Source organism: Pantoea sp. QMID4 (assembly GCF_030270445.1).
Lineage (GTDB): Bacteria > Pseudomonadota > Gammaproteobacteria > Enterobacterales > Enterobacteriaceae > Pantoea > Pantoea vagans.
The window spans coordinates 238,938-261,443 of sequence record NZ_BSXL01000003.1; the positions used below are offsets into that span (position 1 = coordinate 238,938).

A 22,506-nucleotide genomic window follows, 5' to 3' on the forward strand; every position below is an offset into this window, starting at 1 on the left:
AGCGGGCAACCCTGCCCGCTCACTTCCCACTCCGGCCCTGATTTCCGTTGCGTATGCCATTTTCTGCACCCTTTACGGCTGCGGTTTCTTTTACAAAATGTGAATAAATGCCAGTTTTCTTCAGCTTAAATTTTTTTATTCATGCTGCTAAGAGATTCATCCGAAATGTGTTTTTTGTGAACACCGCGATATTTGGTTGAATTGACTGGAATTTATTAAAAAGCCTCGATTAATCGACAATTTTTATTACGTTCATAGATATTCTGCATTGTTGTTCCGCAGGATGAGAGGTCTATAATTTCTCCTTTGTGCAACCACGACCGCTCAGGAGGCCGTTATTAATACCCATCGCCAGCAACAAAATGCACTTGAAGAGGTTCGTGCCGGGGCGGAAGTTGAGTATCAATACGATCCCCATGAACTGAAACTGGATCGCATGCAGGATTCTGAACCGGAACCGGAGCTGATTGAAGGCTTACCGGCACCGGATGCGCTCACGCCTGCCGATCGTTATCTGGAACTGTTTGAACATGTCCAGATGTCGCGGATTTTTGAGGATAGTAAAACCTTCCCCGACTGTTCGCCTAAGTACGATCCGCTGGATGTGCTGATGCGCTATCGTCGACAGAAACGCAGCAGTGATTTCGACCTGTCGCGTTTTGTCGCCGATCACTTTTATCTGCCTGGCGTAAACGAAAGTTTTTATGTCTCCAACCCGGATAAATCGCTTAATGAGCATATCGATGACCTGTGGCCGGTTCTGACTAAAATGCCGCAGCAGCATATGCCTCACTCATCGCTGCTGCCGTTACCGAAACCCTATGTTGTACCAGGCGGCCGCTTTGGCGAAACCTACTACTGGGACTCCTACTTCACCATGCTGGGCCTGGCGGAATCGGGCCGTGATGACCTGCTGCGTCATATGGCAGACAACTTTGCCTGGCTGATCGATAACTACGGCCATGTGCCAAACGGCAACCGTACTTATTATCTCAGCCGTTCTCAGCCGCCGGTATTTGCCCTGATGGTGGAGCTATTCGAAGAGGATGGCGTGCGCGGTGCTAAGCGCTATCAGGAACAGCTGATGAAGGAGTATCAGTTCTGGATGGATGGTGCCGGCTCACTGATGCCAAACCAGGCCTATCGTCACGTCGTGCGGATGCCAAATGGCTCGCTGCTGAACCGTTACTGGGATGACCGCGATACGCCACGTGATGAGTCGTGGATGGAAGATGTCGAAACCGCGCGCGAATCTAAACGTCCGGCCAGCGAAGTCTATCGTGACCTGCGTGCGGGTGCAGAGTCGGGCTGGGATTACTCCTCGCGCTGGCTGCGGAATCCGAAACGGCTGTCGAGTATCCGTACGACACAGTTTATCCCTATCGATCTGAATGCGTTCCTGTACAAGCTGGAGCTGATGATTGCCACCCTGTCGCATGCCAAAGGCGAAGAGCTGACGGCGCTGGCCTGGCAGAAAAAGGCGGAAACGCGGAAACGCGCCATTACCCGTTACCTGTGGGACAGCACCGCCGGTGTGTTCCGCGACTACGACTGGCGTCGTGAGCGTTTTGGTGCCTTTACCGTTGCCTCGGTCGTTCCGCTGTTTGTGGGTCTGGCGACGCCGTACCAGGCGCACCTGCAGGCAATCTCCCTGCGTCATCTGTTGCTGAGCAACGGTGGCCTGCTGACCTCAATGGTGGAAAGCGGTGAGCAGTGGGACCGTCCCAACGGATGGGCACCGATGCAGTGGATGGCTGTTGTTGGCCTGAATAACTACGGTGAAGAGACGCTGGCAAGTGAAGTCGCGGTGAACTGGCTTAATACGGTTAATAACTTCTATCAACTGCACCATAAGCTGGTCGAAAAGTATGACATCAGCGGCGACCGCGCCCGTCCCGGCGGTGGCGGCGAGTATCCATTACAGGATGGCTTCGGCTGGACCAACGGCGTCACGCGTAAGCTGATGACGATGTATGGGCATTTAATGGCTGACTGAGTGTCGCAGCCTGTAAATTACTAAATGCAAAAGCCGGATCATTCCCGGCTTTTTTCATGCAGGCATTCAGGCGTTACTTCTTCGCTTCTGCGCCCGGCTGCGACGCACGTTGCAGGAATTTCTGAGTTACTTCAGGCAGGTGCCGGAGCAGCCACTCCGCCATGGCCACTTCCTGATCGCGGATCTCGTTGAGGATGCGAACACCCTGCGTATCACCCACCTGCTCCGCCGCGGCAATCAGGCTGGTGTAGCTGGCGATTTCAGCATTCTCAAAAACGTAGCCACTGATGGCACCCTTCACCACTTCATCTGAGTTAAACATACCGCCCACCGCCTGGCCGGTCGCCGCCATTTTACCCATCGCATCTTTCATCACAGAGTGATCGATAGCGTGGCTGTCAAGCAGCTGTTCCAGCAGGGTCAGCTGATACTTAGTTTCTTCCAGATGTTGTGCCAGACGCTGTTCCAGCGCCGGATAGTGTTCAAGACGGCCTGACATCTTGCTCAGCATGCTTTCTGCCTGCTTTTCCATCGCATGCGCATCGCGCAGCCAGTCATGATAATGTTCAATCGCAGTCATGTGTCACTCCTTAAGAGACGGTAATAGCCTCGGCTACCGAGGTGAGTTTCTCATCCGTTTGTTTCTCTTCATTCAGGGTCGCAGCCAGCAGCTCTGCCGCTTTGGTCTATCCCAGCTTCAGCGCCAGTGCATGCAGCGTGCCGTAGGTGGCAATCTCATAGTGCTCAACTTTCTGTGCCGCACCGATCAGCCCCTGATCGCGGACTTCGCTCTTTTCGACCGAGTCGATAATTTCCTGGGCCTCTTCAACCAGACCTTCAGGCGCATGGCATTTCATTCTTTTGATTTTGACTTCAGGTGTCACGTCTGCCAGTTCATCCAGTCGTTCAATCTGAGCACAGGTCTCTTCAGGATGCTGATTAAACGCAGTGATAAGATTTTCGTCACTGGCAGCACGCGCCATTTCAGGCAATGCACGGGTTATCTGTTTCTCAGCGCTGTATACATCGGAAAGGTCGTGGATGAACAGATCGTTTAACGTTTTCACTGTCATAAGATAGCCTCATCGATCAAAAAGCTGCGTCGGTAATAACGCATCGCCAGTCATATCGTTGGCATCTGAAAAGTTTAGTGGAGATTCTTAATATCGCACGCTGTGGCAGTATGAATTTAATACAAAAGTGGCATACAAAATGCAATTTCCTTTTTACAACAGTCATTTAGCCAAAAACGTTTTTAGGGCTGCGGCTTCGCTCGCTGCGATCGGAATTTGTACAAAACAATAAATCGCTGTATAAATTTTTTAGGATTACGTGCATAAAAAAATCACCAGTCAAACCATAGTTGTACATAAATTTATTAAACCGTATAGCTTTAATCGATCTGGAATAAAAAACCGGCAGGGAAAACCCAACCGGTTTAATTAACGGCATCTCTCTGTGTCAATGGTAAATCAGCGACATAATTCAGGAGGTAATTATATTTCAGGAAAATGAAAAAAGAATCTGTGCAGCCCGGAAATCGCGTTAAGCTGCCATCCAGCAGCCTTAAAAGCGTTTAGCTTCTGCGGCTTACCTTACCTCCCTTGCGCCCGGCTTCGATGGCACGTTCAGGATCGTTCTTAAAGTTCCCGCCACTTTTCTGGCCGCCTTTGCGCCCTGCTTCTGCAGCACGCTCTTTATCAGCCGCAAAATTTCCGGCCCCACCACGATATTGAGTCATTCTGTGTTCCTCTTTGAAATTAAAATCAGAATTTGCACAGTTAATGCTTCATCAGGCCGATTCAGCAACCTGAATGCAGACAGAAAACCTGACCGTTCAAGCGAGAAAAATAAAAAACCCGTTACCGATCTGACTTATTGGCAGTTCAACCCTCATCCGGACTGGTAACGCATTTAACCTATCGCTCTGTTCTATTCAAAAAAGAGATTCGGTGCAAAATACATTTCTTACAAAAATCGCCGCGCCCTATTAATCGATCATTTTCGAAAAAAGTCCAATTGAAAAAAAAGTAACCGAAGCGGCACGGAGATAACTTCATCGATATCAGTTAGTGAAGATGATCAACAAACGATCAATTTCCCCAAGCGAAGCGGTAAATATATTTACACACTGCTGTTTTTGAAGCTGAATTAAGCGAGACGTAAGGCTTAGACTGTGCCCGCTGAAAATAGCTTATTTTGATCAATAAACGATCAATTATACTGATTAAATGAAAATTTTAATCAGAATGATACGCAATAAAGGGTACAAATATTCAGGATTAAACGAAGCGGTGATATTCAGGTAAATCAGGGATCAAAATCGCGTTTTCGGAATAGTACTAAAAAGTGTTTTTTGTGGAGAACTTCATAGGTTTTATGAGCCTACAGGAGGCGAGCAGAAGGCGAAATCAAAAAATGACGGGTGTAATCGTGCAGCGTCAGTCGGAAAATGGTGCGTCAGTGGTGTGCAGGGATGAAGCCTGACAGCGTCAGAGGGGGTCTGACACGGTGGAATAAAAGGCAACGCCGCGTTTACCGTTTTTCTTTATGCGGTACATGGCTTCATCAGCACGTGCCAGGGCGGTATCAAAGTCATCTTTTACCTCAACCTGTGACACGCCTACTGACGCGCCTATGTGCGCGTGCCCGTTAGCCAAATCAAAAGGGGTAAGCACTGCGTCAAGGCAGGCATGCGCCAGCTGTCTGACCTGCGGCTGCCCGAGTGCAAACGGCAATAGCAGGACGAACTCATCGCCGCCGAGCCGGCCAATAATCACTTCCGTCGGGGAGAGTTCAATCAATCGCTGGCTTAACTGAATTAACACTTCATCACCGCTGCGATGCCCCAGGGTGTCGTTAACGTGCTTAAAATTATCCAGGTCAATAAAGACAACGCAGAGCGGCCCCTGCGCTTTCATTTCACAGAAATCATTTTGCAGGGCATGACGATTGTTGAGCAGCGTAAGGGGATCGTGCAGCGCCAGCAGAGCGAGCTGCTCTTCATATTGCTTCTCTTTGGTCATGTCGATGTGAGTACCGATGACTTTAACCGGCTCGCCGTGCGCGTTCCACTCGCTGACCCGGCCCCGATCCAGCACCCACGTAATACTGCCATTTTTGGCGATCATGCGATGCAGCGCTTCATAGTAAGGCGCTTTTCCGGCGATGTGATCGTTAAACGCGCGCAAAACTTCGGCGGCATCATCAGGATGCAGACTCTCTTTCCACGATTCGAAGTTGGCGTCTGTCTCTTTGGGCTGGAAGCCGAGCATCGCGCCCCAGCGCCGGTTAAAAATCACCAGTTTGCCGCTGGGAATATCGAGCTGCCACAGGAATAATCCGGTGCCATCCAGCGCCGCGTTGAGTTTTGTACGGGCGTCATGCGCTATACGCTTCAGACGCGCATTATGCTTTTTCAGGTTCTGTATCTGCAGACGCAGCGCTTCTTCTGACATGACCGTGAGAGAACTGTAAAAAGGGCTATTGTGCCTGTCAGGTTGATTCTGTAAAGAGTGGCTAATAAAACACGATTAGCCGCGGTCAATTGCAGGCTGGACAGCACATCAGGCGGTGCGGGTCTGGCTACACAGCACAGAGGCGAACCGGCAAATTGGTTTCGCCGTGAAATCTGTTTGTATTGCTACAGCATTGTGAGGAGAAATGCGCCGGACTGAAGTGTAATTCGGTAATGTCAGGGAGTCTCGCGACCCGGTTCGCCAGAACGCAAAAACCCGCCAGAGGCGGGTTCTTTTAATTTTGGTGCCCGAACCCGGAATCGAACCAGGGACACGGGGATTTTCAATCCCCTGCTCTACCGACTGAGCTATTCGGGCAACGGGGCGCATTAAACCAAAGCGGCCCGGCAGCGTCAAACGCTTTTCACCAAAATCACATCGACTGACGGCTTTTCCATCAACCCACTGACTACCGCTGGCCTGACTCAAAAACTGTGACGGATGTCAGCATAAATTTCAGGCAGCGAACCGGTAAAGGCTCCATTGTGCCGCGATTTTGCCGATATAGGAGGCGAGGCCAACACGAATAATAAGGATCGCCATGTTTTCCACCATTACATCAGGCATCGCTTCACGCCACGGCTGGCAGAAGCGCTCACACTCAGCCGCCACGCTGAGTTCGCTCAACGGCTCCATCGCCATGGTTGAATTCTCTCCCGATGGCACCATCCTCAGCGCCAATGCGCTGTTTCTGGCGCGTATGGGCTATACGCTGGCGGAGATCGAGGGCCAGCACCACAGCCTGTTTTGTACGCCGGAACAACTACAATCGCGGGCGTATCAGGATTTCTGGCTGCGGCTGAACCGGGGCGAAAGCTTCAGCGATAAATTTCTGCGTATGGCGAAAAACAGCCGCCCGATCTGGCTGGAAGCCAACTATGTGCCGGTGCAGAACCGTCATGGCCGGGTGATTAAAATCGTCAAACTCGCCACCGACATTACGGGTCATATCAACGATGCGCAGGAGCAGCGCGCCATCACCACCGCTATTGAACGGTCGATGGCGGTCATCGCCTTTAACCTCAAAGGTGAAGTGCTGAAAGCCAACGACAACTTTCTGAAAACCATGGGCTACCAACGTGAGGAGGTAGAAGGTATTCACCACAGTCGCTTCTGCTCACAGACACTGCGCGATAGCCGCGAATATAGCGAGTTCTGGGAGCAACTGAACCGGGGTGAATTTGTCTCGGGTCAGTTTCCCCGGGTAAATAAACGGGGCGAGACGGTCTGGCTGCGCGCCACTTATAACCCGGTTTTTGATGAACAGGGCCGGCTCTACAAAATTGTGAAATTCGCCACGGATGTGACAGCACAGGTGGAAAAGAATCAGCAGGAGCATGATGCGGCGCAGCACGCTTATCACACCGCGCTGCAAACGGATGAAAGCACAAAGCTGGGTGCCGATGTGATCGCCAGCAGCGTACAGACCATGAATGCGCTGGCGGGTGAACTGCAGGGGATCTCCGGTGATATCACCGGACTGAGTGAGTCCTCCGATCGTATCGGCGCAATTGTGGAAGGTATTCGTCGGATCGCCGATCAGACCAACCTGCTGGCGCTGAATGCCGCCATTGAAGCAGCGCGGGCGGGCACCCATGGCCGCAGCTTTGCGGTGGTGGCTAACGAAGTCCGCACGCTGGCAGCCAACATTAACCGCGCCACGACCGACATTGAAAACCGGATTCAGCAAAATCATCTGCTGGCAAGCCGGGCGCTGAAAGGTATTGAGTCAAACCTGAAACGTGCCGACCAGGGCGTACAGCTGGCTCAGGAGGCGGGCGGCGTGATTGCAGAAATCCGTGAAGGCGCAACGGACGTGGTGCGTGCCATCGGACAGGTCACTAAAACGCTTAAAGTCTGATGCTCTGTGGGGGCATTTGCCCCCTTCTTTACGGTGTGGCCTGCACCGGCGCGTCTGGCACCGGCGGGATAAAGATATGATCCAGAATATCCCGCATCACGGGCGCAGCCGTTACCCCTTCCCCGCCACCATTCTCCAGAATTAACGCCACCGCCACTTTCGGGTCATTAAACGGCGCAAAGGCGGTGTAGAAGATATGGTCACGCAGCCGCACCGGGATCATCTTCGCGTTATAAGTCTGGTTCTGACGCAGGCTGAATACCTGCGACGTGCCGCTTTTCGCAGCGATGCCATAAGGTGCCGTATGGAAATATTTATAACCGGTGCCATTCGGCGCGTTGGCCATACCAAACATCGCGTGACGCACCAGCGACCAGTAGGGTGAGTGAGGATCGCCAATCTGCGCCTCGTGCTGTTGTGGATGGTAGTTTTCAACGAGGGTGCCACGCTGGGTTTTCTCCAGCAGATGCGGTGCGATGACCCGCCCATTGTTAATCAGCGCGACCATCGCTTTCACCATCTGAATCGGCGTCGCAATCCAGTAGCCCTGACCAATGCCTACCGAAACCGTATCGCCCTGATACCAGGCCTTTTTATGCACCTTCTGCTTCCACTCACGGCCTGGCAATAAGCCATTGTACTCCTCATTCAGGTCGATGCCGGTCGATTTGCCATAGCCAAACTGGCTGAGCATGGTGTGAATCCGGTCAATCCCCATCATGAAAGCCACCTGATAAAAGAAGGTGTCGGCAGACTCTTCTATCGCACGAGTGACATCCAGCATGCCGTGCCCGGTTTTCTTCCAGTCGCGATAGCGCCGGTCCGTGCCCGGTAAAGTCCAGGTCGGCGCACCAAAGAACTGCGACTGTGGCGTAATCACATGAGTCAGCAGCGCTGACATCGCCATATAAGGCTTCACCGTCGAGGCGGGTGGATAGAGTCCCTGCGTGACGCGGTTGATCAGCGGCAGGTCTTTATCCTGCAGCAGCTTTTTGTAAGCCTGATAGCTGATGCCTTTCACAAACGGATTAGGGTCGTAACTGGGACTGGAGACCATCGCCAGCACGGAGCCGTCGTGCGGATCTTCAATCAGCAGCGCCGCACGCTGCCCGGCCAGCAGGCTCTCCACATACTGTTGCAGATGCAGATCCAGCGTCAGCGTCAGGTTTTTACCCGCGACCGGCGGCACCTCTTTCAGCACCCGCACAATGCGGCCATGATTATCCACTTCCACTTCCTGATAACCCGGCTTGCCGTGCAGCAGCGATTCGTAATAGCCCTCAATCCCCTGCTTGCCGATGTTGTGGTCAGCCGCATAGTTTTCGGCGATACCTTCCGCGTTCAGCCGTTTGTAGTCGTTATCGTTGATTTTCGACACATAGCCGATCACATGCGCCAGATCCGCACCATAGGGATATTCACGATCCTGATAGGTCTCAATGCTGGCCCCGGTGAAGTGAAACTGATTCACCGCAAAGCGGGCGACCTGCTCTTCGGTCAGCTCCTCTTTCAGCACCACCGGCTTGTAACGGCTGGTCTGCTTCAGCGCACGGTGGAAGGTGTCAATCTCATCGGGTGTCAGATTTACGATCGGCGTCAGCGCCCGCAGCGTGGCGTTCATATCGTCGATTTTGTAAGGCGTTAGCGTAATGGCGTACCAGCTGACATTGCGCACCAGCGGAATGCCATTGCGGTCATAAATCAGCCCGCGCGTCGGGGCGATGGGGATCATCTTGATGTCGTTCTGATTGGAGCGCGTCTGGTAATAGCTATGATCGCGCACCTGCAGACGATAAAGGTTTACGCCAAGAATAGTGAAACAGAGACAGACCAGAGCAAAGGCGATTGCGGCGCGACGGGCAAATAGCTTCTCTTCAGCATCGAAGTTACGAAAGTTCATCAGGGGGCATTATCAGGCGATTAATTATTATCTGTTGTTGCGGACCATGATAAAGCGCGATCGCGGGCGTGCCAGCGCGAAGATGCACAAGCCTCAACAAAAGTGTGTCATTTGATGTGAATGTTACCGGGACGGCGAGACGGGAAACTCAGACCCTCCGGTCAGGGAGGATCTGAACAGGCGATCGGGCAGCGGACGCGAACTATCACCCGCCGCGCGGATTAGTCACCCAGCAGGACAGACTCCAGCGCAATCTTGATCATGTCGTTGAAGGTTGTCTGACGCTCAGCAGCAGTCGTCTGCTCATGCGTACGAATATGGTCTGATACGGTACAGATGGTCAGCGCTTTCGCGCCGAACTCAGCGGCCACACCATAGATACCCGCAGCTTCCATCTCAACGCCGAGGATGCCATATTTTTCCATCACGTCGAACATCTGCGGATCCGGCGTGTAGAAGAGATCGGCAGAGAAGATGTTACCCACGCGCGCTTCAACACCCAGATTTTTCGCCGCATCAACCGCGTTACGCACCATGTCGAAGTCAGCAATCGCTGCGAAGTCGTGATCTTTGAAACGCATACGGTTCACTTTGGAATCGGTGCAGGCACCCATACCGATCACGATATCACGCAGTTTTACGTCAGGGCGTACGGCACCGCAGGAGCCAACACGGATGATCTTTTTAACGCCAAAGTCCGTGATCAGCTCTTTGGTGTAGATGGAGCAGGAAGGGATACCCATTCCGTGACCCATCACAGAGACTTTACGGCCTTTGTAAGTACCGGTGTAGCCCAGCATGCCGCGCACGTTATTCACTTCAACCACGTTTTCCAGGAATGTTTCTGCGATGTGTTTTGCGCGCAGCGGATCGCCAGGCATCAATACGACGTCTGCGAAATCACCCATTTCAGCATTAATATGAGGGGTTGCCATTGTTTAATCCTTATTAAATTGCTGATTTACAGCATGTTCTTGCCATAGTCCATCTCGGACAGGCCAAAGTAGTATGCAATTGTCTGACCAATATCGGCGAAAGTCTCGCGGTATCCCAGTGAACCCGGCTCTACTTTTGGTCCGTAGATCAGAATCGGAATGTGCTCACGCGTGTGCTCCGTGCCTTCCCAGGTCGGATCACAGCCGTGGTCAGCGGTCAGGATCAGGATGTCATCTTCGCCAACCAGCGCCATCAGCTCAGGCAGACGACGGTCAAACAGCTCCAGCCCGCCCGCATAACCTGCGACATCACGGCGATGTCCCCAGGTTGAATCGAAATCAACGAAGTTGGTGAACACAATCGCCTGATCCGGCGCGGTTTTCATTTCCTGAATCGTCGCGTCAAACAGCGCATCCAGACCGGTCGCTTTGACCTTTTTGGTAATGCCCTGCTCCGCATAGATATCGGCGATTTTACCCACGGAGATCACATGACCGCCCTTCTCATCCACCAGCTTTTTCAGCATGGTGGCGGAGGGTGGCTCGACCGCCAGGTCGTGACGGTTGCCGGTACGCTCGAACTGACCCGCTTTATCACCCACAAACGGACGGGCAATTACGCGTCCAATGTTATAGCCCCCTTCGGTCAGCTCTTCACGGGCAATTTCGCACAGCGCATAGAGCCGCTCAAGACCAAAGGTCTCTTCGTGACAGGCGATCTGGAATACGGAGTCCGCAGAGGTATAGAAAATCGGCTTCCCGGTTTTCATATGCTCTTCGCCCAGCTGGTCGAGGATCACCGTACCTGAAGAGTGGCAGTTACCGAGATAGCCCGGCAGGTCGGCGCGCGCTACCAGCTTGTCCAGCAGTTCCTGCGGGAAGCTGTTCTCTTTATCGCTGAAGTAGCCCCAGTCAAACAGCACCGGCACACCGGCGATCTCCCAGTGGCCTGACGGCGTATCTTTACCTGACGAAAGCTCACTGGCGTAAGCGTACGCACCGGTGATTTTTGCCTCAGGATCCAGACCCGCCGGGAAGCGGCCGGTCGACAGCTCGGCGGCTTTACCCAGCCCCAGCGCGGTGAGATTAGGCAGATGCAATGGGCCTTTACGTCCCTTTTCTGCTTCACCGTTAAAACAGGCTTCGGCGATATGACCCAGGGTATCTGAACCTGCGTCGCCGAATTTATCGGCATCTTTACTGGAGCCAATTCCAAAGGAATCGAGAACCATAATAAAAGCACGTTTCATGCAAGTCTCCTGCGCATTGGCGCGTGACAAGTCAAAAAAAAGCGATCAGATCAGTATACCCGAATGCATCGCGGCTGGCACCGGTTACTGGTCAGTTAGCTGAGATCGCTCACACGGCGATAGACAACCGGCGTCTCAGCCGGGGCGGAATCTCCCAGCACCAGCGCAGCTTTAACCGCTGCGGCGGCCTGCTGCCATTTGTCTTCGCTGCTGGCGTGAATGACCGCCAGCGGACGTTGTGCATCGGCACGTTCGCCCAGGGTGATCATCTCGCTGAAGCCGACGCTGTAGTCGATGCTGTCGCTGGCGCGCTGACGTCCGCCGCCCATCGCCACCACCGCCAGACCCAGCGCACGGGTATCCATACTGCTGACGATGCCTGGCTGGTCGGCATAAACCGGTTTACTCAGCATTGGCGCGGGCAGATAAGCGTCGTAGCGTTCGACGAAATCAGCCGGTCCCTGCTGGGCCGCGACCATGCGGCCAAACACCTCAGCCGCCTTACCGTTATCCAGCACTGTCATCAGCTTCTGACGCGCGTCGGCGTCGCTGGCGGCCAGTTTGCCGGAGATTAGCATTTCGCTGCAGAGCGCCAGCGTCACTTCCAGCAGACGCGGATTACGCTGCTCGCCGGTGAGGAAGCGAACCGCTTCACGCACTTCCAGCGCGTTACCGGCTGAAGAAGCGAGAACCTGGTTCATGTCCGTCAGCAGTGCGGTGGTCTGACAGCCTGCGCCATTGGCGACGCCCACAATCGACTGCGCCAGACTTTCTGACGCTTCATAGGTTGGCATAAACGCGCCGGAACCGACTTTGACATCCATCACCAGCGCATCCAGCCCTTCTGCCAGCTTCTTCGCCAGAATCGAGGCGGTGATCAGCGGAATGGAATCGACGGTGGCGGTGATGTCACGCGTGGCGTAGAAACGCTTATCCGCCGGTGCCAGCGAGCGGGTCTGGCCGATAATCGCCACACCGACCTGCTTAATGATGTCGCGAAAGCGATCATCGCTGGGAAAGATATCGAAGCCCGGAATCGCTTCCAGTTTATCCAGCGTACCGCCGGTATGACCCAGACCACGACCGGAGATCATCGGCACATATCCGCCGCAGGCGGCGACCATCGGTCCTAACATCAGCGACGTCACATCGCCGACGCCGCCGGTCGAGTGCTTATCCACCACTGGCCCGTTAAGGTTGAGTGATTTCCAGTTAAGTACCGTACCGGAATCACGCATCGCCATCGTCAACGCAACCCGCTCCGGCAGCGTCATATCATGGAACCAGATGGTCATTGCCAGCGCGGCAATCTGACCTTCCGAGACGGTGTTATCACGCACGCCGTTAATGAAGAAGCGAATCTCCGCTTCAGTCAGCGCCTGGCCGTCACGTTTTTTGCGAATAATTTCTTGTGGCAGAAACAAAGTAGCCCCCTGGTTCAGGGAAATCAGGATGGAGAACAGGCGGCAAGCGACCGCCTGAAAGATCAGTAACCCGCTTTGCTGGTGTCGCTGTCATGACCCAGGGTGTTGAGCAGGCTCGCCAGCAGGCTTGATGCACCAAAGCGGAAATGGCGCGCATCGGCCCAGTCGGCACCCAGCGTCTCATCTGCCATCTGCAGATAGATCGCGGCATCTTCAGCAGTGCGCACGCCGCCCGCCGGTTTAAAGCCAACCTGCTGGCTGACGCCTTTATCACGGATCACATTCATCATGATCTGCGCCACTGCCGGCGTGGCGTTAACCGGCACTTTACCGGTAGAGGTTTTAATGAAGTCGGCACCCGCGTCGATAGCAATCTCAGAAGCCTGACGGATCAGCGCTTCTTCTTTCAGCTCACCGGTTTCGATGATGACTTTCAGCAACACGTCCGCTTCAGCACAGGCGGTTTTACAGGCTTTCACCAGATCGAAACCAACCTGGCTGTTACCGGCGATCAACGCACGGTACGGGAAGACCACATCCACTTCATCTGCACCGTAGGCGATGGCGGCGCGGGTCTCTGCCAGTGCAATATCGATGTCGTCATTGCCGTGCGGGAAGTTGGTCACCGTGGCGATGCGGATCGCTGGCGTACCCTGCTCGCGCAGCGTTTTACGCGCAATCGGAATAAAGCGCGGATAGATACAGATGGCGGCGGTGTTACCTGCCGGGGATTTAGCCTGATGACACAGGGCGATCACTTTTGCGTCGGTGTCGTCGTCATTCAGGGTGGTTAAATCCATCAGTTTCAGGGCGCGCAGGGCAAGAGGTTTACTATCGGTCATGAGGCTCTCCAAAGGATCGGGGTGCAACCCACCGGCTTGCCGGCGGAATGTTATAATAATAACATGAAGAAAAGGCCTGATATGTGCCAGTAGTCACATAGGGATTAGAAATTGGTGCAATTGCGTCATACTCACTGTGACTTAAATTGCAGATAACAGCGTTTAATCGCCATCATACGCCAGCCGGCCCAATGTTACTATTATCACATTTAAGCGCAGGTGAGGCAGATCCGGTCAGTTACGCAGCGCCGGGAAAGCGGGATCGAGCTGGAAAAGTTGCTGGCTGTTGTGCCACAGCGCATCGGCAATCTCTTCGGGTGACTCCTCTCGCAGGCTGCAGAGTACTTCCCACACCTGACGCGCACGTTCCGGGCGGTTTGGCTGGCCCTGAAAGCCCTGCAGCGGCATATCGGGTGCATCGGTCTCCAGCAGCAGCGAAGAGAGCGGCAGCTGTGCTACGGTCTGACGGGTTTTGCTGGCGCGTTCATAGGTAATTGTCCCGCCAATACCAATCGCATAACCCAGCTTAATAAAGGCCTGCGCCTGCTGCAGGCTGCCCGCGAAACCGTGCACTACGCCACGGCACGGCAGATCGAGACGACGCAGAATCTGCGCCAGCTTGTCATGGGTGCGCCGCGAATGCAGGATCACCGGCAACTGATACTGTTTTGCCAGCTTCAGCTGCGCCTCCAGAAAGCGTTGCTGCTTATCAAACTGCGGATTGTCGCGATAGAGATCCAGCCCGATCTCGCCGATCGCCACCAGCTTACGTGGCCGCTGTTGCAGTAAGGTTTCCAGCTGCCCAAGATGCGCCTCAAGGTGATTTTCAATGACGATAGGGTGCAGGCCCAGCGCCGCGTAAAGCGGCGGATGTTCCGCGGCCAGCGCGCAGACGCGCTCAAACCGGCTGGCATCGATTGCCGGGATGATAATCTTCTCTACACCCGCTTCCGCGGCGCGCGCCAGACTGCCGACAACATCCCCTTCGAAAGGCGGAAAATCGAAATGACAGTGCGTATCGATAAACGTCATGCCAGCGATCCTTTGTCGTAATCCGCATCATTGTCCGCCAGCGGCGGCGTGATAATCAATCGGGTATCCGGCGCATTGGCGACCGGCGCAGGCGGGGTGACGATGCGCGCTGAGATCGTCGGTTCAGCATCGCTCAGCCACTGGCCCAGCGTGGCGAGGAAATAGCGACCACAGCGCCGTCCCAGATGATAATCCTGATTCAGCGCGGCAACACGGCTGCCCAGCGCACTGCTGGCCAGTACATGCGGCGGATAAATTTCAATGATTCGCAGGCCATCCGGCGGATTTTCAATGAACTGCTGAATCTCCTGATAGCTCTGCTCATGCTTATTCAGCACATTGATCATGGGTTGCAGTGCGCCAGTGCTGAGCCAGCGCTCCATCCGCTTAAACCATTTCGGCGTATAAAACATCTGCGACGGCACGGTGCGGATCACCACAATGGTATCTGCCCCGCGACGTGCTGCCTCACGTACCGGAATCGCATCGCTGATGCCACCATCGAGATAGCTAATCCCTTCCAGATTGACGCCCAGCCGGTAGAAACCGGGAATCGCACTGGAAGCTTTGATCAGATCCAGCCAGTTGTCGGCGGTGGGCGTAAAATAGCCAGGCGAATAGTCGTCGCTGCGGCAGGCGCACATATAAAACTCGCGGCCGCTGGAGAACAGCTGTTCCGCACTGCTCATCGCCAGCGGAAATTCACTGCGGGTGATATCGATCAGCCAGTCGAGGTCGATCAGGTTTCCGCCACGCACAAAGCGCAGCGGATCAAAAAAGAGTTTACTGGTGGTATAGCGGGTAATCACGCGACGGGCGTAGCCGGGCTGACCACAGACAAAGGCAGAGAGATTTTGTGCACCGGCAGAGGTGCCGAGCATCAACTGAAAAGGATTGAATCGGGCGCGCTGAAATTCGTCCAGTACCCCTGCCGTGAAAATGCCGCGCTGACCGCCGCCCTCACAAACCAGGGCAATTTTCTGAGCTTTAAAGGGTGTCAGTGCCAGAGGTTCAATGGCGCCGAGTGTGATGGGAATGCGAATACCCACTGTGCAAACCTCAAAAAAGGGTTCCGGGTATGCTGGAGGAGGGATCCGTTAAAGACAGCAGCATTCCGGAGAACCAGTCATCTATTCCTTTAACCGGCAGGCCAGCTGAACTGGCTTGCCATCGCAGCGATGTGAAGGTGTCCTTCTCTTCACGTCAGTCGCTGCAGATGACTGGTCTCCGCTCTATGCTTTGCGTTGCATTACGCTGCAGGACTCATCGGCTAAAGCTTTTTACGGCCGGTAAACAGGCTGATGAGGAACAGGATAATACCAACGACGAAGACAACTTTAGCTGCCCATGCTGCTGTGCCCGCTAAACCGCCAAAACCTAACGCTGCAGCGATCAGTGCGATCACCAGAAAAATAATGCCCCAACGAAACATAAGCCTCTCCTTACCCTATTTAAAATCGAACTGCTTATTTAATCCCCGGATGGGTATCTTTTATCCATGCGGTCACCGAAGTGACCGCACGCAAGCTTAAGATTTAACCGTCAGGTCATTCTTAACGCTTTTCACGCCTTCAATGGCTTTAGCGATGCTTTCTGCACGATCTGACTGTGCCTGAGTAGCAACATGCCCTGAAAGCTGAACAACACCGTCGGTGGTCTCAACTTTTACGTTGCGCGACGGAACAATGTCGTCTGCTAATAGCTTAGCTTTAATTTCGCTGGTCGTAGCGGCATCACCGGCATAACCTTTCACTGAAGATGATTTGCTGTCTCTGACGTGTAGTTTGTCGCTGACGGATTTAACACCTTCGATTTTCTGCACCACTGCCACAGCCTTCTCAGCCTGATCCTGTGAGGTGACGAAACCGCTTAAGGTCACGACGCCGCTATGCGTTTTTACCGAGATATCCGTGCTTTTAATTGCGTCGTCATCCACCAGTGCCGCTTTGGCTTTGGCGGTGATGCCGCTGTCATCCATATAACCATCGACTTTTTTCATAGAACTATCGATTTTCGAACCCGCGCTGTCGGCTGTCTGTGACGCTTTCTGCGACACTGATTCGTCAGCCAGTGCGCTGCCGCTGATCAGTGCTGAGCCAATCATGGCGGCCATCAGGGTTTTAGCAATCTTAGTCTTGTTCATCGATATCTTCCTTCTATCAGTTAACTCACCCAAAACTGTGGGCGAAACAGAGGCACTGATGCCGCTGCGTTACAGGACGTAAGGACAAGAGAAGTCTCTTCCGCCGTCCGATAAAATAATCATAGACGGCATTTTGCAATTTGCCTGGCTAACTGGTTGATCACACGTCAAAACAGAAAAAAAACGGGGTTTTTAGGAGGAGTCTGGAGTGAGGAAATCAGGGCCATTCCCTGCTGGAATGGCCCTGAAACAGGCGATTAGTGCTCGCGCGTTTTACGGAAGGTCACGTCGGGATAACGTTCCTGCGTAATATTAAGATTGACCATGGTTGGCGCGATATAAGTCAAATTATTGCCGCCATCAAGTGCCAGGTTAACTTCGTTTTTGCGCTGGAAGTCCTCAAACTTCTTCGCGTCGCTGCATTCAACCCAGCGCGCCGTAGAGACGTTAATCGCTTCGTAGATCGCTTCGACGTTATATTCGCTTTTCAGACGTGCCACGACCACATCGAACTGCAGTACCCCGACCGCGCCAACGATAAGATCGTTGTTATGCACCGGACGGAAAACCTGCACTGCACCCTCTTCCGACAGCTGAACCAGCCCTTTCAGCAGCTGTTTCTGCTTCAGCGGATCGCGCAGACGAATACGGCGGAACAGCTCTGGCGCAAAGTTCGGAATACCGGTGAACTTCATGTTTTCACCCTGCGTAAAGGTGTCGCCAATCTGTATGGTGCCGTGGTTATGCAGACCGATGATATCGCCAGGATACGCTTCTTCAATGTGTGAACGGTCGCCCGCCATGAAGGTCAGGGCGTCGGAGATCACCACATCTTTGCCGGTGCGCACCTGACGCAGCTTCATCCCTTTTTCATATTTACCGGAGACCACACGCATAAAGGCCACGCGGTCGCGGTGTTTCGGGTCCATGTTAGCCTGGATCTTAAACACGAAGCCGGTGAACTTCTCTTCTTTCGCTTCAACCGTACGGGTATCGGTCTCACGGGGCATTGGACGCGGCGCCCAGGAAACCAGGCCATCCAGCATGTGGTCAACGCCAAAGTTACCCAGCGCGGTGCCGAAGAAGACCGGCGACAGTTCGCCACTCAGGAAGGCCTCCTGCTCGAACTCGTGCGAGGCGCCCTGCACCAGCTCCAGCTCTTCGCGCAACTGTGCCGCCAGATCTTCACCGACCGCGGTGTCGAGATCCGGGTTGTTCAGCCCCTTCACGATGCGCACATCCTGAATGGTGTGGCCTTTACCGGTCTGGTAGAGATAGGTCTCATCTTTGTAGAGATGGTAAACCCCTTTGAACAGCTTGCCGCAGCCGATAGGCCAGGTGATCGGTGCGCAGGCAATTTTCAGCTCGCTCTCTACCTCATCCAGCAGCTCCATCGGATCGCGGATGTCACGGTCAAGTTTGTTCATAAACGTCAGGATTGGCGTATCGCGCAGACGGGTAACTTCCATCAGCTTGCGGGTACGATCCTCGACCCCTTTGGCGGCATCAATCACCATCAGACAGCAGTCAACCGCAGTCAGCGTACGGTAGGTATCTTCCGAGAAGTCTTCATGACCTGGGGTGTCCAGCAGGTTCACCAGGCTATCGCGGTAAGGGAACTGCATCACCGAGGTGGTAATAGAGATACCACGCTGTTTCTCCATCTCCATCCAGTCCGACCTGGCGTGCTGGTTAGAGCCACGGCCTTTTACCGTACCGGCGGTCTGGATAGCCTGTCCGAACAGCAACACTTTTTCGGTAATGGTGGTTTTACCGGCATCCGGGTGCGAAATGATCGCGAAGGTGCGGCGGCGTGCCACCTCTTCTAAAAAGGGATTAGACATGGAATTCTTCTCAATAGGCAGCGCAACGTACTGGCGCTGCTGATAAATCACGGTGGCCGGCAGAACCTTACCGGCGGGTAAACGGTGCCAAAAACGATGTTTCATCGTTGGCGGGTCAGCGCGACGTTACATTGGCGTGAAATCCGGTTACCTGGTCAGCTTTAAGGCGGCATAGCATACAATATTTTGCGGGCGCGGCCTACAGGGAAGGGGACGGGATTTCACAGAGGGAGAATCGGAGAACAACGGATGCGGCAACAGAGTCGGGCGGGTCTGCACCCGCCCCCATTTTGTTATCCCAGTACCTTTCTGACACAGGCTTTAAAAATCTGTACACCAATCTCCAGCGAGCTGAGATCAAAACGCATGTCGGGATGATGCAGCCCCGGCGTCAGGTTGGTGCCCAGCCCCCAGAAGCCCGCCTTCACACCCGGACGCTTCACCGGATAGTAGAAAAAGTCCTCGCTGCCCGGCGTGGTTCGGGTCGGCAGTGCGCCTTCTTCACCCAGCACTTCAACGATGGCCGCGCGGATCACCGCTGTCGCCTCAACATCAATCTCGGCGGCGGGCATCTCTTTCAGCACGCGGACCTCGGCGGTGGCACCCAGTGCCGCCACGCTGTGAGTGATGGCGCGCGTGACCTGCTCTTTAAGCTGCGTCATCGGCCCGTTCTCCTGCGAACGCAGATCCCACACCACGCGGGCTTCATCCGGCACCGAGTTGGTGACACCGGCATCACACAGGAAGCGGGTCGCTTTGACACTCCAGGTCAGGCCTGGGGACAGATGAAGGGCGTTGACGGCCTGAACCGCCTGCACGGCAGCATCCAGTGCATTCACGCCAAGATGCGGTCGCGCCGCATGAGCGGGCTGGCCCTGGATGGTTGCTTCCAGCGTGCTGCAGGCGGAGTAGAGCACCGCAGGCAACGCCTGACCGACCACGCACTCTTCCAGCGGACGCAGATGGAAGCCCAGAATCATCTCCACATCATCCAGTGCGCCTCCTTCGATCATCGAGAGCGCACCCGCACCCAGCTCCTCGGCGGGCTGGAACAGAATCTTCAGCCGGCCACGTTTTACGGTGCCCTCCTGCAGCAGCGCCGCCGCTGCCGTCAGCACCACCGATGAATGACCGTCGTGACCACAGGTGTGACGCGCACACGGCACGCCATCAATGATGTGGCCCAGCGCATCCATATCCGCACGCAGCGCCAGCACTGGCCCCGGCACACCGCTGTCGATCTCCGCCACAATGCCGGTCGTGTTATTGATGTTGCGCGTCACCTTCAGGCCCGCTTTCTCGAGCTGATCGGCGATGTAGGCCGAGGTTTTCACCTCCTGAAAACCCAGCTCCGGAATTTCATGCAGATAGTGGTAATGCTCTAATACCTCAGACACAGCGTTACTCCTGAATAAACAGACGCATAACAGACATTGCGATTAGCGCGTTGATGATGCTCACCAGCATCAGCAGCGGCCAGTATTTTTTAGGCACATCGGCCACGCCCAGTAGCCGCCCCATATATTGCAGCTGCGATCCCATCAGGAAAATCGCCGGCGCCAGAATGGTGATATCTGCGCCGGTCAGCAGCCCTTTGGTCAGCAGGCTTACTGCGACGCCCGTGCCCGCCGACGAGGAGAGCCAGGCGGTGAGCAACACAGTGATTGCCTCGCCCGGCAGGCCAAACAGCCCCATCACCGGCGCAAACACATGCCCGAGAAACTGCATAATGCCGAGCAGGTTCAGCACTTCTGCCAGCACATAGGCCATCACCACATTCGGCATCAGATTGTGAATGGCGATATGAAAGCCTTTACGCGCACCGGTCACAAATACATCGAACGGATTACTGCTTGTCGCGATTTTATTTTCCATCGGCGAAATCCTTCTTATAAACACTGTTTAACACAGCGCGCGTTATCGCCGCACCGACAAATTTGAGAACGAACATTAATAACAGCGGAATAATAACTGGCAGCGTCATTGAGGCGAACAGCGCAGAACCGATGGCGAAGTAATTATTGATTAATCCGGCACCGGAATATTGCCAGGCGCTCATCACCACCAACTCTTTTTTGCCAATCTGTTTCTGGTCAGCCATCTCTTTGGTTAATGCCGCGCCCGCGTCGGTGCTTTGCAGGTCAGTGATTAACGCCAGACCGCAATGACCCGGTAATCCCATCAGCGGTTTAAGCAGCGGCGTCAGCAAGCGATGTGCCGCGCGAATCGCGCCATAGTGGGTAAAGATTTCCAGCACACCCAGCGCCAGCATTACCGTCGGCGTCAGCGACAGGGCAAACAGGAAGCCCGCTTTGGCGCTAAGTCCGCCTGCGCCGAGAAAGGTGTTGCTGGCGGGATCTTTCATGGTGCCGAAGCTGCCGCCCAGCGTGGTGAAGTCAAACGCACCCAGCCATTTAAGGCCCTCGACGTTATAAAACAGCCCTGAGAAAAACAGAATGGCAAAAATTAAAGCGATATAACTGCCTTTGGTCGCCGTCATTTTTACCGGATTAACCACACTCTCTTCTGACATTATTTTCTCCTGATAACATGGCCTGCCGCCCGTCCCCTGCCGTGGCAAGTTTCAATATATGGAACTCAGTTTTAAGCAGGATTTATGCCAGAGCAGCTAAGAGAACGGTTGTTACCGCCTTATTTCCCGACACAGGACGCTTAATCCACGCCATACCTGTTATCGCGCTCTGAAAATGATTTTTCAGAACACAACGTTATATTTCCGGGACGGCATAAGAGAGCGGGTATTTCGTCTGCCGCAGCGACTCTTGCACCAGCAGAATAGCCATCGCCCGCACTATCATGGTGCTGATTCTCCTGACGTTGTTGCCTGATAACCGGTGATACAGAATGAGAATTGGTCGCATTCAATTTCCGAAATAATTCTATTTAAATCAATCAGATAAATTGACTTATTTTGCGAAAAAGGCTTCACTTTACTAACATGTATGATGCATAATTCACCGCATCCACCTGTTTAGTTAACATCTTCTTAAAAGGACTCGGCCATGCTGACTGCTGAAATGACTGGGCGTTTAAACGACCAGCTGAACCTGGAATTTTTCTCTGCCAATCTTTATCTGCAAATGAGCGCCTGGTGCAGCGATAAAGGTTTTGAGGGTGCAGCTTCCTTCCTGAAGATGCATTCACGCGAAGAGATGCAGCATATGCAGCGTCTGTTTGATTACCTGAGCGATACCGGCGCGATGCCGGTGCTGGGCACCATCGCTGCGCCACCGGTTTCTTTCACCTCGCTGAATGAAATCCTGCAGCAGGCGCTGGAGCATGAGCAGCTTATCACCAGCAAAATCAATGAGCTGGCTCACGCCGCTATGACGTCACAGGATTACTCTACCTTCAACTTCCTGCAGTGGTATGTTGCCGAGCAGCACGAAGAAGAGAAGCTGTTCAAAACCGTGCTGGATAAACTGGCGCTGGTCAGCAACAGCGGCAACGGTCTGTTCCTGGTCGATAAAGATCTGGGCCGCATGAGCACCGAGAACCACGCAGAATAATATCTTTCAGGTCGGTTCAGACTGCTGACAATTCCCTGGTACCCTTTCAGTAAGCAATGATAAAGCTTAGGTAGCAGGGAATACGGTCAGAGGAGGAAAGCGTCCCGCGCCATGGACAAAAACGCCGGGAGCGTTTTTTAACAACGCAACGCGTTGGCCCGGCCACGGGCGCACATCAGGGATGAGGGGCGTAATCGCGCGGGTCGAGCGTGTCATGGACTGGCCTTAGCG

The 22,506-nt window shown here is 54.0% G+C and carries 20 protein-coding genes, 1 tRNA gene and 1 pseudogene; 3 read left to right on the forward strand and 19 right to left on the reverse strand.

What is annotated here, in order from left to right:
* The first annotated feature begins 337 nt into the window (after positions 1-337).
* Positions 338-1,996, forward strand: coding sequence for an alpha,alpha-trehalase TreF (gene treF, locus QSK07_RS08555; protein ID WP_098052394.1), 1,659 nt, complete (start codon positions 338-340; stop codon positions 1,994-1,996).
* 73 nt (positions 1,997-2,069) lie between these two features.
* Here treF and QSK07_RS08560 read toward each other — a convergent pair whose 3' ends face one another.
* The 5 genes and pseudogenes from QSK07_RS08560 to QSK07_RS08580 form a co-directional block, all read right to left on the reverse strand.
* Positions 2,070-2,576 (reverse strand): ferritin-like domain-containing protein, encoded by a 507-nt coding sequence (locus QSK07_RS08560; protein WP_285721362.1) that lies wholly within the window; start codon positions 2,574-2,576, stop codon positions 2,070-2,072.
* Between the two features lie 10 nt (positions 2,577-2,586).
* Positions 2,587-3,069 (reverse strand): annotated as a pseudogene (locus QSK07_RS08565) (YciE/YciF ferroxidase family protein).
* Positions 3,070-3,572: 503 nt separating this feature from the next.
* Positions 3,573-3,737 carry a con-10 family general stress protein gene (locus QSK07_RS08570; protein WP_004571242.1) on the reverse strand — a complete coding sequence of 55 codons (165 nt, stop codon included), beginning with the start codon at positions 3,735-3,737 and terminating at the stop codon, positions 3,573-3,575.
* 751 nt (positions 3,738-4,488) lie between these two features.
* Positions 4,489-5,454, reverse strand: coding sequence for a sensor domain-containing diguanylate cyclase (locus QSK07_RS08575; protein WP_285721363.1), 966 nt, complete (start codon positions 5,452-5,454; stop codon positions 4,489-4,491).
* Positions 5,455-5,756: 302 nt separating this feature from the next.
* Positions 5,757-5,832: transfer RNA gene (locus QSK07_RS08580), tRNA-Phe, on the reverse strand.
* 223 nt (positions 5,833-6,055) lie between these two features.
* On the opposite strand from QSK07_RS08580, the gene QSK07_RS08585 reads away from it, so the two are divergent.
* Positions 6,056-7,375, forward strand: coding sequence for a methyl-accepting chemotaxis protein (locus QSK07_RS08585; RefSeq protein WP_285721364.1), 1,320 nt, complete (start codon positions 6,056-6,058; stop codon positions 7,373-7,375).
* Positions 7,376-7,403: 28 nt separating this feature from the next.
* Here QSK07_RS08585 and mrdA2 read toward each other — a convergent pair whose 3' ends face one another.
* From mrdA2 to QSK07_RS08655, 14 genes are all read right to left on the reverse strand, one after another.
* Positions 7,404-9,275: a peptidoglycan DD-transpeptidase MrdA2 gene (mrdA2, locus tag QSK07_RS08590; RefSeq protein ID WP_275221516.1), complete on the reverse strand. Its 1,872-nt coding sequence runs from the start codon at positions 9,273-9,275 to the stop codon at positions 7,404-7,406.
* 221 nt (positions 9,276-9,496) lie between these two features.
* Positions 9,497-10,210: a purine-nucleoside phosphorylase gene (gene deoD / locus QSK07_RS08595; protein WP_098052385.1), complete on the reverse strand. Its 714-nt coding sequence runs from the start codon at positions 10,208-10,210 to the stop codon at positions 9,497-9,499.
* 26 nt (positions 10,211-10,236) lie between these two features.
* Positions 10,237-11,460: a phosphopentomutase gene (gene deoB, locus QSK07_RS08600; protein WP_285721365.1), complete on the reverse strand. Its 1,224-nt coding sequence runs from the start codon at positions 11,458-11,460 to the stop codon at positions 10,237-10,239.
* Between the two features lie 95 nt (positions 11,461-11,555).
* Positions 11,556-12,884: a thymidine phosphorylase gene (deoA, locus tag QSK07_RS08605; RefSeq protein ID WP_285721366.1), complete on the reverse strand. Its 1,329-nt coding sequence runs from the start codon at positions 12,882-12,884 to the stop codon at positions 11,556-11,558.
* Positions 12,885-12,946: 62 nt separating this feature from the next.
* Positions 12,947-13,726, reverse strand: coding sequence for a deoxyribose-phosphate aldolase (gene deoC, locus QSK07_RS08610; RefSeq protein WP_098052382.1), 780 nt, complete (start codon positions 13,724-13,726; stop codon positions 12,947-12,949).
* Between the two features lie 234 nt (positions 13,727-13,960).
* A complete protein-coding gene (locus QSK07_RS08615) occupies positions 13,961-14,758 on the reverse strand; it encodes a TatD family hydrolase (RefSeq protein ID WP_285721367.1) in 798 nt (265 codons plus the stop codon).
* Positions 14,755-15,807: a patatin-like phospholipase family protein gene (locus QSK07_RS08620; RefSeq protein ID WP_285721368.1), complete on the reverse strand. Its 1,053-nt coding sequence runs from the start codon at positions 15,805-15,807 to the stop codon at positions 14,755-14,757. The genes QSK07_RS08615 and QSK07_RS08620 overlap by 4 nt, the downstream gene beginning before the upstream one ends.
* 221 nt (positions 15,808-16,028) lie before the next feature.
* Positions 16,029-16,190, reverse strand: a complete 162-nt coding sequence (locus QSK07_RS08625; RefSeq protein ID WP_003848537.1) for a DUF1328 domain-containing protein — start codon at positions 16,188-16,190, stop codon at positions 16,029-16,031.
* A gap of 96 nt (positions 16,191-16,286) precedes the next feature.
* Positions 16,287-16,901, reverse strand: a complete 615-nt coding sequence (gene osmY / locus QSK07_RS08630) for a molecular chaperone OsmY (RefSeq protein WP_013359017.1) — start codon at positions 16,899-16,901, stop codon at positions 16,287-16,289.
* Positions 16,902-17,158: 257 nt separating this feature from the next.
* Positions 17,159-18,745 carry a peptide chain release factor 3 gene (gene prfC, locus QSK07_RS08635; protein WP_098053131.1) on the reverse strand — a complete coding sequence of 529 codons (1,587 nt, stop codon included), beginning with the start codon at positions 18,743-18,745 and terminating at the stop codon, positions 17,159-17,161.
* 293 nt (positions 18,746-19,038) lie between these two features.
* Positions 19,039-20,142: a M20 peptidase aminoacylase family protein gene (locus QSK07_RS08640; protein WP_285721369.1), complete on the reverse strand. Its 1,104-nt coding sequence runs from the start codon at positions 20,140-20,142 to the stop codon at positions 19,039-19,041.
* 4 nt (positions 20,143-20,146) lie between these two features.
* Positions 20,147-20,620 carry a YjiG family protein gene (locus QSK07_RS08645; protein WP_003848518.1) on the reverse strand — a complete coding sequence of 158 codons (474 nt, stop codon included), beginning with the start codon at positions 20,618-20,620 and terminating at the stop codon, positions 20,147-20,149.
* The gene (locus QSK07_RS08650; RefSeq protein WP_285721370.1) at positions 20,610-21,278 is read right to left on the reverse strand and encodes a nucleoside recognition domain-containing protein; all 669 of its coding nucleotides are present in this window, start codon (positions 21,276-21,278) and stop codon (positions 20,610-20,612) included. Before QSK07_RS08650 ends, QSK07_RS08645 begins: the two co-directional genes overlap by 11 nt.
* 196 nt (positions 21,279-21,474) lie before the next feature.
* On the reverse strand, positions 21,475-21,627 hold the full coding sequence (locus QSK07_RS08655) for a hypothetical protein (RefSeq protein ID WP_285721371.1): 153 nt from the start codon (positions 21,625-21,627) through the stop codon (positions 21,475-21,477).
* A gap of 141 nt (positions 21,628-21,768) precedes the next feature.
* Here QSK07_RS08655 and ftnA point away from each other — a divergent pair, with 141 nt between their 5' ends.
* Positions 21,769-22,275, forward strand: a complete 507-nt coding sequence (ftnA, locus tag QSK07_RS08660) for a non-heme ferritin (RefSeq protein ID WP_033733871.1) — start codon at positions 21,769-21,771, stop codon at positions 22,273-22,275.
* Positions 22,276-22,506: the final 231 nt, after the last annotated feature.

What these genes read in the sequence shown, in the direction of transcription:
- QSK07_RS08560 (WP_285721362.1), bottom strand. Translation starts at nt 2,576, where the DNA reads ATGACTGCGATTGAACATTATCATGACTGGCTGCGCGATGCGCATGCG.
- QSK07_RS08570 (WP_004571242.1), bottom strand. Translation starts at nt 3,737, where the DNA reads ATGACTCAATATCGTGGTGGGGCCGGAAATTTTGCGGCTGATAAAGAG.
- QSK07_RS08575 (WP_285721363.1), bottom strand. Translation starts at nt 5,454, where the DNA reads ATGTCAGAAGAAGCGCTGCGTCTGCAGATACAGAACCTGAAAAAGCAT.
- QSK07_RS08585 (WP_285721364.1), top strand. Translation starts at nt 6,056, where the DNA reads ATGTTTTCCACCATTACATCAGGCATCGCTTCACGCCACGGCTGGCAG.
- mrdA2 (WP_275221516.1), bottom strand. Translation starts at nt 9,275, where the DNA reads ATGAACTTTCGTAACTTCGATGCTGAAGAGAAGCTATTTGCCCGTCGC.
- deoD (WP_098052385.1), bottom strand. Translation starts at nt 10,210, where the DNA reads ATGGCAACCCCTCATATTAATGCTGAAATGGGTGATTTCGCAGACGTC.
- deoB (WP_285721365.1), bottom strand. Translation starts at nt 11,460, where the DNA reads ATGAAACGTGCTTTTATTATGGTTCTCGATTCCTTTGGAATTGGCTCC.
- deoC (WP_098052382.1), bottom strand. Translation starts at nt 13,726, where the DNA reads ATGACCGATAGTAAACCTCTTGCCCTGCGCGCCCTGAAACTGATGGAT.
- QSK07_RS08615 (WP_285721367.1), bottom strand. Translation starts at nt 14,758, where the DNA reads ATGACGTTTATCGATACGCACTGTCATTTCGATTTTCCGCCTTTCGAA.
- QSK07_RS08625 (WP_003848537.1), bottom strand. Translation starts at nt 16,190, where the DNA reads ATGTTTCGTTGGGGCATTATTTTTCTGGTGATCGCACTGATCGCTGCA.
- osmY (WP_013359017.1), bottom strand. Translation starts at nt 16,901, where the DNA reads ATGAACAAGACTAAGATTGCTAAAACCCTGATGGCCGCCATGATTGGC.
- prfC (WP_098053131.1), bottom strand. Translation starts at nt 18,745, where the DNA reads ATGTCTAATCCCTTTTTAGAAGAGGTGGCACGCCGCCGCACCTTCGCG.
- QSK07_RS08645 (WP_003848518.1), bottom strand. Translation starts at nt 20,620, where the DNA reads ATGGAAAATAAAATCGCGACAAGCAGTAATCCGTTCGATGTATTTGTG.
- QSK07_RS08650 (WP_285721370.1), bottom strand. Translation starts at nt 21,278, where the DNA reads ATGTCAGAAGAGAGTGTGGTTAATCCGGTAAAAATGACGGCGACCAAA.
- QSK07_RS08655 (WP_285721371.1), bottom strand. Translation starts at nt 21,627, where the DNA reads ATGCGACCAATTCTCATTCTGTATCACCGGTTATCAGGCAACAACGTC.
- ftnA (WP_033733871.1), top strand. Translation starts at nt 21,769, where the DNA reads ATGCTGACTGCTGAAATGACTGGGCGTTTAAACGACCAGCTGAACCTG.